Source organism: Pseudoalteromonas sp. C8 (genome assembly GCF_011378685.1).
GTDB classification, from domain to species: domain Bacteria; phylum Pseudomonadota; class Gammaproteobacteria; order Enterobacterales; family Alteromonadaceae; genus Pseudoalteromonas; species Pseudoalteromonas arctica.
Map to the genome: position 1 here is coordinate 1 of NZ_WTKT01000036.1, position 6141 is coordinate 6141.

1 protein-coding gene and 1 pseudogene are annotated in these 6141 nt (G+C 35.5%); both read right to left on the reverse strand.

From position 1 onward, the window contains the following. Positions 1 to 5695 (reverse strand): annotated as a pseudogene (locus GQR39_RS19845) (thrombospondin type 3 repeat-containing protein); the annotation flags it as partial. 239 nt (positions 5696 to 5934) lie between these two features. After that, a partial coding sequence (locus GQR39_RS19850) for a hypothetical protein (RefSeq protein ID WP_165736416.1) occupies positions 5935 to 6141 on the reverse strand: 207 nt, incomplete at its 5' end.

The window sequence follows — 6141 nt, forward strand, 5'->3', positions numbered from 1 at the left end:
TAGTATCATTAAACAGCGACAGTACACCCAATGGGCCTACAATACTATTTGAGTCTAATGGGTCGCTGCCATTGGCTATTTCAACGTTATCGTTTACACCATCACCATCTGAATCTGCAGCATTTAAGTTCGTGCCTAATGCTATTTCTTCTGCATTAGTTAAACCATCATTGTCAAAATCATCATTAGCGTCATTAGGATTTAATGGGTCTAAGCCATTAGCAATCTCTATAAAGTTCGACAAACCATCTCCATCAACATCAGTGTCAGGGTCTGAATTATCGCCAATACCATCTAAGTCTGTATCGGCTGATTCTGATGCATCAAGAGGAAAGTAGTCTTCGTTATCAAGTACCTGGTCACCATCATAATCAACAAAAACATTTTCATCGCCTTGAAGTACAAATGGATTCTGATTGTGATTAAATAATGAAGTGACCTGAACGTTACTCGAAAATAAAGTTTCTACCGTATTATTTAACTCAAGTTCAGAAAAGTAAGAATAGCTATAATCAGTAAAGAAAACTGTTTGCTGATCATCTCCCGATAGTATCACTTTAAAATCGTCTGAAGGGACTAAGTTGTAGCGTCTTAAAACTGATAAGTTACCTTTAATTTCTAGGGTACCTTTATCTAAAGTATCTGAAGAAGAGTACTTACTAGAATCGGTAATAAAATCACCAGCAACAACTACACTATCTTCAGCGCTTTGCATAATTAAAATACCATATGAGTTGGTATACTCGTTTGGTGCATTGGTAGGTTTTTGAATTCGGTAATCACCCTCAACTTTTAGACTACCTTTAGCAATATTTAAATTACCAGCCGATTGGGTAAGATTTCCCTCTATACTAAGCGCATAACCGTTCAAATTAATTTCTGCACCTGCTAGGCTAACATCACCTTTAATAGTTTGATCACGCGAAAGGACCCAAGTGCTACTTGCATTATTAACTGTTAGGCTATCTTTCCAAAAATCACCGTCAATAGCAGCAAAACCACTTAAGACAATATTTGAAGAGTTTAAAATAGACGTTTCTGTACTATAAAGTAATGATGAAACAACAGACTGCGTTTCGAATTCAACGCCTTCTAGGCTACTATTTAAAATTTGAAGTTCGCTAAAATGAGAGTGCCTGTAACTAGGATCTTCAAAATGAACTATTTGTTGCTCAGAACCAGATAAGATTACTTTATGAGTTCCAGTGGCTTTAAAGCTGTAATTGCTGTAGCTAGATAGCTGCCTAAAGTCGCCTTTCACCTCTAAAACACCTGCGCTTAAGTAGCTTTCATTAGAAGAGTAATTATTTGTATCAATAACAAAATCACCACTTACCAATACTTTATCTGCAGGGTTTTGCATTAACAATGCCCCCCTAGAGTAAGTGTATTGATTAGGAATAGTCGTATGTGTCTGTACACGATAAGCACCGCCTACAATTAAACTCCCTTTCTCGACATTTAGCTCTCCGTCCGAGTGAGTTAAGCTTCCTTCAATCTTAAGTTCTTTAGTGTTTAAATTAACCTCAGAGCCATTAACATAAAAGTCACCCTTTATTAATGTATCTGATGATAATACCCACGCATTACTATTACTATTAACAGAAAGGTTATACGGCCATGTATTTCCTTCAATAACAGCCTGACCACTTAACACAATATTTTCTGAGTTAATAACTGCGGTAGTTGTAGCATAAAGCTTTGAAGAAACTATCGCAGGTGCATCAAAACTTACACCTGATTCACTACTATTTGTAATTAGTAATTCATTAAATCTAGAGCTATCAAATTTGGTAGCATCAAAATGTACTGTTTGATACTTACTGCCTGATAGAGTTACTTTATGTGTACCGCTCGTTTTAAAGCTATAGCTGCCTAATGACATAAAGTCACCTTTGACCTCTAATATACCTGCACTTAAGTCACTATCATTACTTACATTGTAATTTGAATGTATATAAAAGTTACCATTTACTAAAACTCTATCTTCAGCACTTTGCATTAAAAGTACACCAGTTGAACCTTTGTATTCCCCTACAATATTATCTGGTGTTTGAACCCGGTAGTCAGCTTCAATAATTAATGTACCTTGGTTAATATTTAAGTCACCATCTGAGTGAATTAAGCTCCCTTTAACAGTCAGAGTATGAGTATTCAAACTAACCTCAGACCCAGTAATATTTAAATTACCCTGAATAACTAAATCATTGCTCAAAAACCATGGACTACTATCATCATTTATAGTCAAATTATGGCGCCAAATACCACCATCAACTACAGCTCTTCCTGTCAGTACGATATTTGAAGAGTTAGAAATAGGCGTATTAGTACTGTATAGCGTTGCAGCAATTAAAGTTGCTGTTTCAAAGTTAATCCCTTGCATGCTGCTATTAGTAATTTGAAGTTGATTAAATTGTGAGAAGTTAGATTTTGGGTCATCAAAATGCACAGATTGTGGTGTATTACCAGATAAAATAACCTTGTGGGTGCCACTTGCTCTAAAGTTATAATAACCAGAAGAAGTTGATAATTGAGTAAAATCACCTTTAAGCTCTAAAGTACCAGCGCTTAAATAGCTTCCATCCTGAGCTCCTTTGTAAGAGTCCATAACAAAATTGCCACCAACAAATACACTATCTTCAGCGTTTTGCATTAATAATATTCCCGATGAGTAGGTATACTCGCCAGGCACATCTGTAGGTTTTTGAATTAAGTAATCACCATTAACCACTAAGCTTCCCTGAGCAATGTCCATTTCACCATCGCTATGGACTAAATCCCCCTCAACGGTAAGCTTTTTGCCATTCAGATTTACTTCAGAACCACTAACAAATAAGTTTCCTTTTATTACTTGGTCGTTTGTAAGTACCCAAGGGCTACTATTTGTATTTACAGTTAAATTATTTGGCCAAGTATTTCCGTCAATAACAGCTTGTCCACTCAACACTATATTTTCTGAATTAATAATAGGTGTTGTCGTTGAGTAAAGTTTAGACGCTACAAGAACATCTGTTTGAACATTAATGCCAAGAACGCTTGTATTTGTAATTAGAAGTTCATTAAATACTGATTCATTGTACTTTGTTCTTTCAAGAGAAATTTTTTGCAGCTCAGCTCCTGATAAAACCACTTTATGCGTACCACTAGCTATAAAGCTATAACGCCCTAAAGAGATAAAATCACCTTTAACTTCTAACGTTCCTGCAACTAAATCTTTATTGTATGAATTATTAGGGTTAGAAAAAGTAATAAAATCGCCGCCAACTAGTACGCTATCTTCAGTCGCTTTCATTACTAGAGCGCCCGAAGAAGCAATATATTCACTTGGGATATCTGTTGGTTTTTGAATTCGATAGTCACCATTAACGATTAAATGACCTTCTGCAACCGTTAGTTCGCCTCCCGCTTGAATAATTTTCCCCTCAACAGTAAGAGTAAAACCATTAAGATTAATATCTGAGCCACTTAAATAGAGATTACCTTTAATTGTTTGATCCGCATTAAGTACCCATGCGCTACTGTTAGCGTTTACGGTAATATTGCCAGTCCATGCTCCACCATTAATAACAGCAGGGCCTGATAGCACAATATTTTCACTATGGGTAATAGCCGAAGTAGTGGGTGAAAGAGCTGAGCCAACAAGTGCTTCTGATTCAAAAACAACACCAGCATCACTATTATTAGCAATTTCTAACTGATTAAACTGAGAGTATTTATAAGAAGGGTCATCAAAGTGAACAATTTGTTGTTCATTACCAGACAATATAACCTTATGCGTTCCTGTTGCTCTAAAATTATACTGACCAGAGTTGGTACTTAATTGGCTAAAATCGCCCTTAATTTCTAATATACCGGCACTAAGATTACTATTGTTAGAAGAGCTTCTGGCGTCGGTTACAAAATCGCCATTAACTAAGACTCTATCACTATCGTTTTTCATTAATAAACTACCGTTTGAATACGTATACTCACCCGGTATAGCTGTTAGTTTTTGTAAGCGATAATCGCCCTTCACAACTAAACTACCTTGCGCTATGTTTAATGCACCATCTGATTGTATTAAGTTACCTTCAACAGTAAGTGCAAAGCCATTTAAATTAACTTCAGAACCATTCACGTAAAAGTTACCATTAATAGTTTGGTCTGCGGATAGTAGCCAAGTAGCATCGTTATTGCTTATTGTTATATCATTATTCCACACCCCACCATTAATAATAGCACTTCCAACTAACGCTATATTTTTAGAGTTAACGATAGGAGTAGTCGTATTAAAAAGAACTGATGAAACAGCAATCAAGGTATCAAAATTCACACCTTCTAAGCTTGTATTTTTAATTTCTAGCTGACTAAATAATGAAGAGTTATTATATGTATCGTCAAAGTGTACTGTTTGTTGTTTATCACCCGATAATATAACTTTATGAGTACCACTTGCTTTAAAATTATAAACACCTGAGTAAGAAGACAGCTGGGTAAAATCCCCTTTAACCTCTAAAGTACCCGCACTTAAATACAAACCATCGCGTGAGCCTTCTCGTGAATCCATAGTAAAACTACCATAGACCAAAACACTTGCGTTAACGTCTTGCATTAATAATATGCCGCTAGAGTAAGTATATTCTCCTAAAACAGCATTAACAGGTTTTTGAACTCGGTAATTACCTTTAACAATTAAACTACCTTTATTTATATTTAAATTACCATCTGAGTGAATTAAATCACCTTCAACTGTCAGCTTAAAATCAGTCAAGTTTACGCCTGCCCCAGCAATATAAAAGTTACCTTTAATTAGCTGATCACGCGATAAAACCCAAGAGGTACTATAAGTATCAATACTAAGATCACTCTCCCAAACCCCGCCTTCAATAATAGCTTGGCCAGATAAGGTTAAATTTTCTGAGTTATGTATAGGGGTACTAGTTTTATACAAAATTGAAGAGACATATGCCTTAGTTTTAAAATCAACACCAGCTGAACTGCTATTTTCTATCAATAACTGATTAAAGAGCGAATAGCTATTTCCTGGATTATCAAAGTACACGGTTTGCTGTTCTGTGCCTGATAAAATAACCTTGTGTGTTCCACTTGTTTTAAAGCTGTAATTACCACTTGCTCGAGAGTAAGTTGATAACTGATTAAAATGCCCTTTTATTTCTAAGGTGCCAGCGATTAGATTATTTGATGAGTTAATAGTTGAGTCATTTACAAAGTCCCCATACACCAAAACTGATTCATCATCAGTTTGCATTAATAATTTACCAAACGAATAGGTGTATAAACCAACCTCATCGGTTGGCTTTTGAATTCGATAGTCCCCTTTAACGATCAAAGAACCACCATTTAGAGCAACTGTTCCACCGGCTTGTATAAAATCGCCTTCGATAACAAGCGTAGTACCTTGTAAATCAAGCGTGCCGTCTTGGAGAATTAAATTTTGTTCGATTTTAGAGGGAAGCTTAGCAATATAGGTTGTATGAGTATTATTATCACTATCTTTGTAGGTACATTCCACACCTGAAGGTTTAAATTCACCAATATTAACACGTGATGTGCCCCCGCAGGACGCATAGTGTTTTTCTAGTATTTTTGTAGAGCTAAGAGAATAGCCTGAGGATACTTCATTTTCTTGAATTAAATTTGCGTATATTTCTGAAGAAAATAAGCAAAAAATAATTAATAACAGCTTTAAGTGCATAAAAACACTCCTTTGTTTTTAGTAACTAAATTACAACCTAATATTAATTGTAATTTACATATGTAATCAAATTATAATACATTAGGGTACATACAAACAATCCTTTAGTCTTTTTATTCAAAAGTTTTCTCATTACAAAAGAGGGTTTTGAATACTAAAAACGATAAATGTACTACTTACTAAAAAGCCACGGTGCTATTAACACCGTGGCTTCTGTTTTCACCTATTTAAATATCAGCTTAGTGAATGGTTGTGCTTAGCAATCCTAAACCCTCGCCACTATAAATAACACTACTGCGGCTTAACGTTCCAGCGTCAACACTATTTACTATAACGTCAGCCTGCCCGTCGTTATTTGTATCGTATGAGCTTATGGTTAAATCAGCCAAATTACCCTCTAGTGTTAAACGTCCATATTCTGTGGTTGCACGTCCATCTTTTATTAC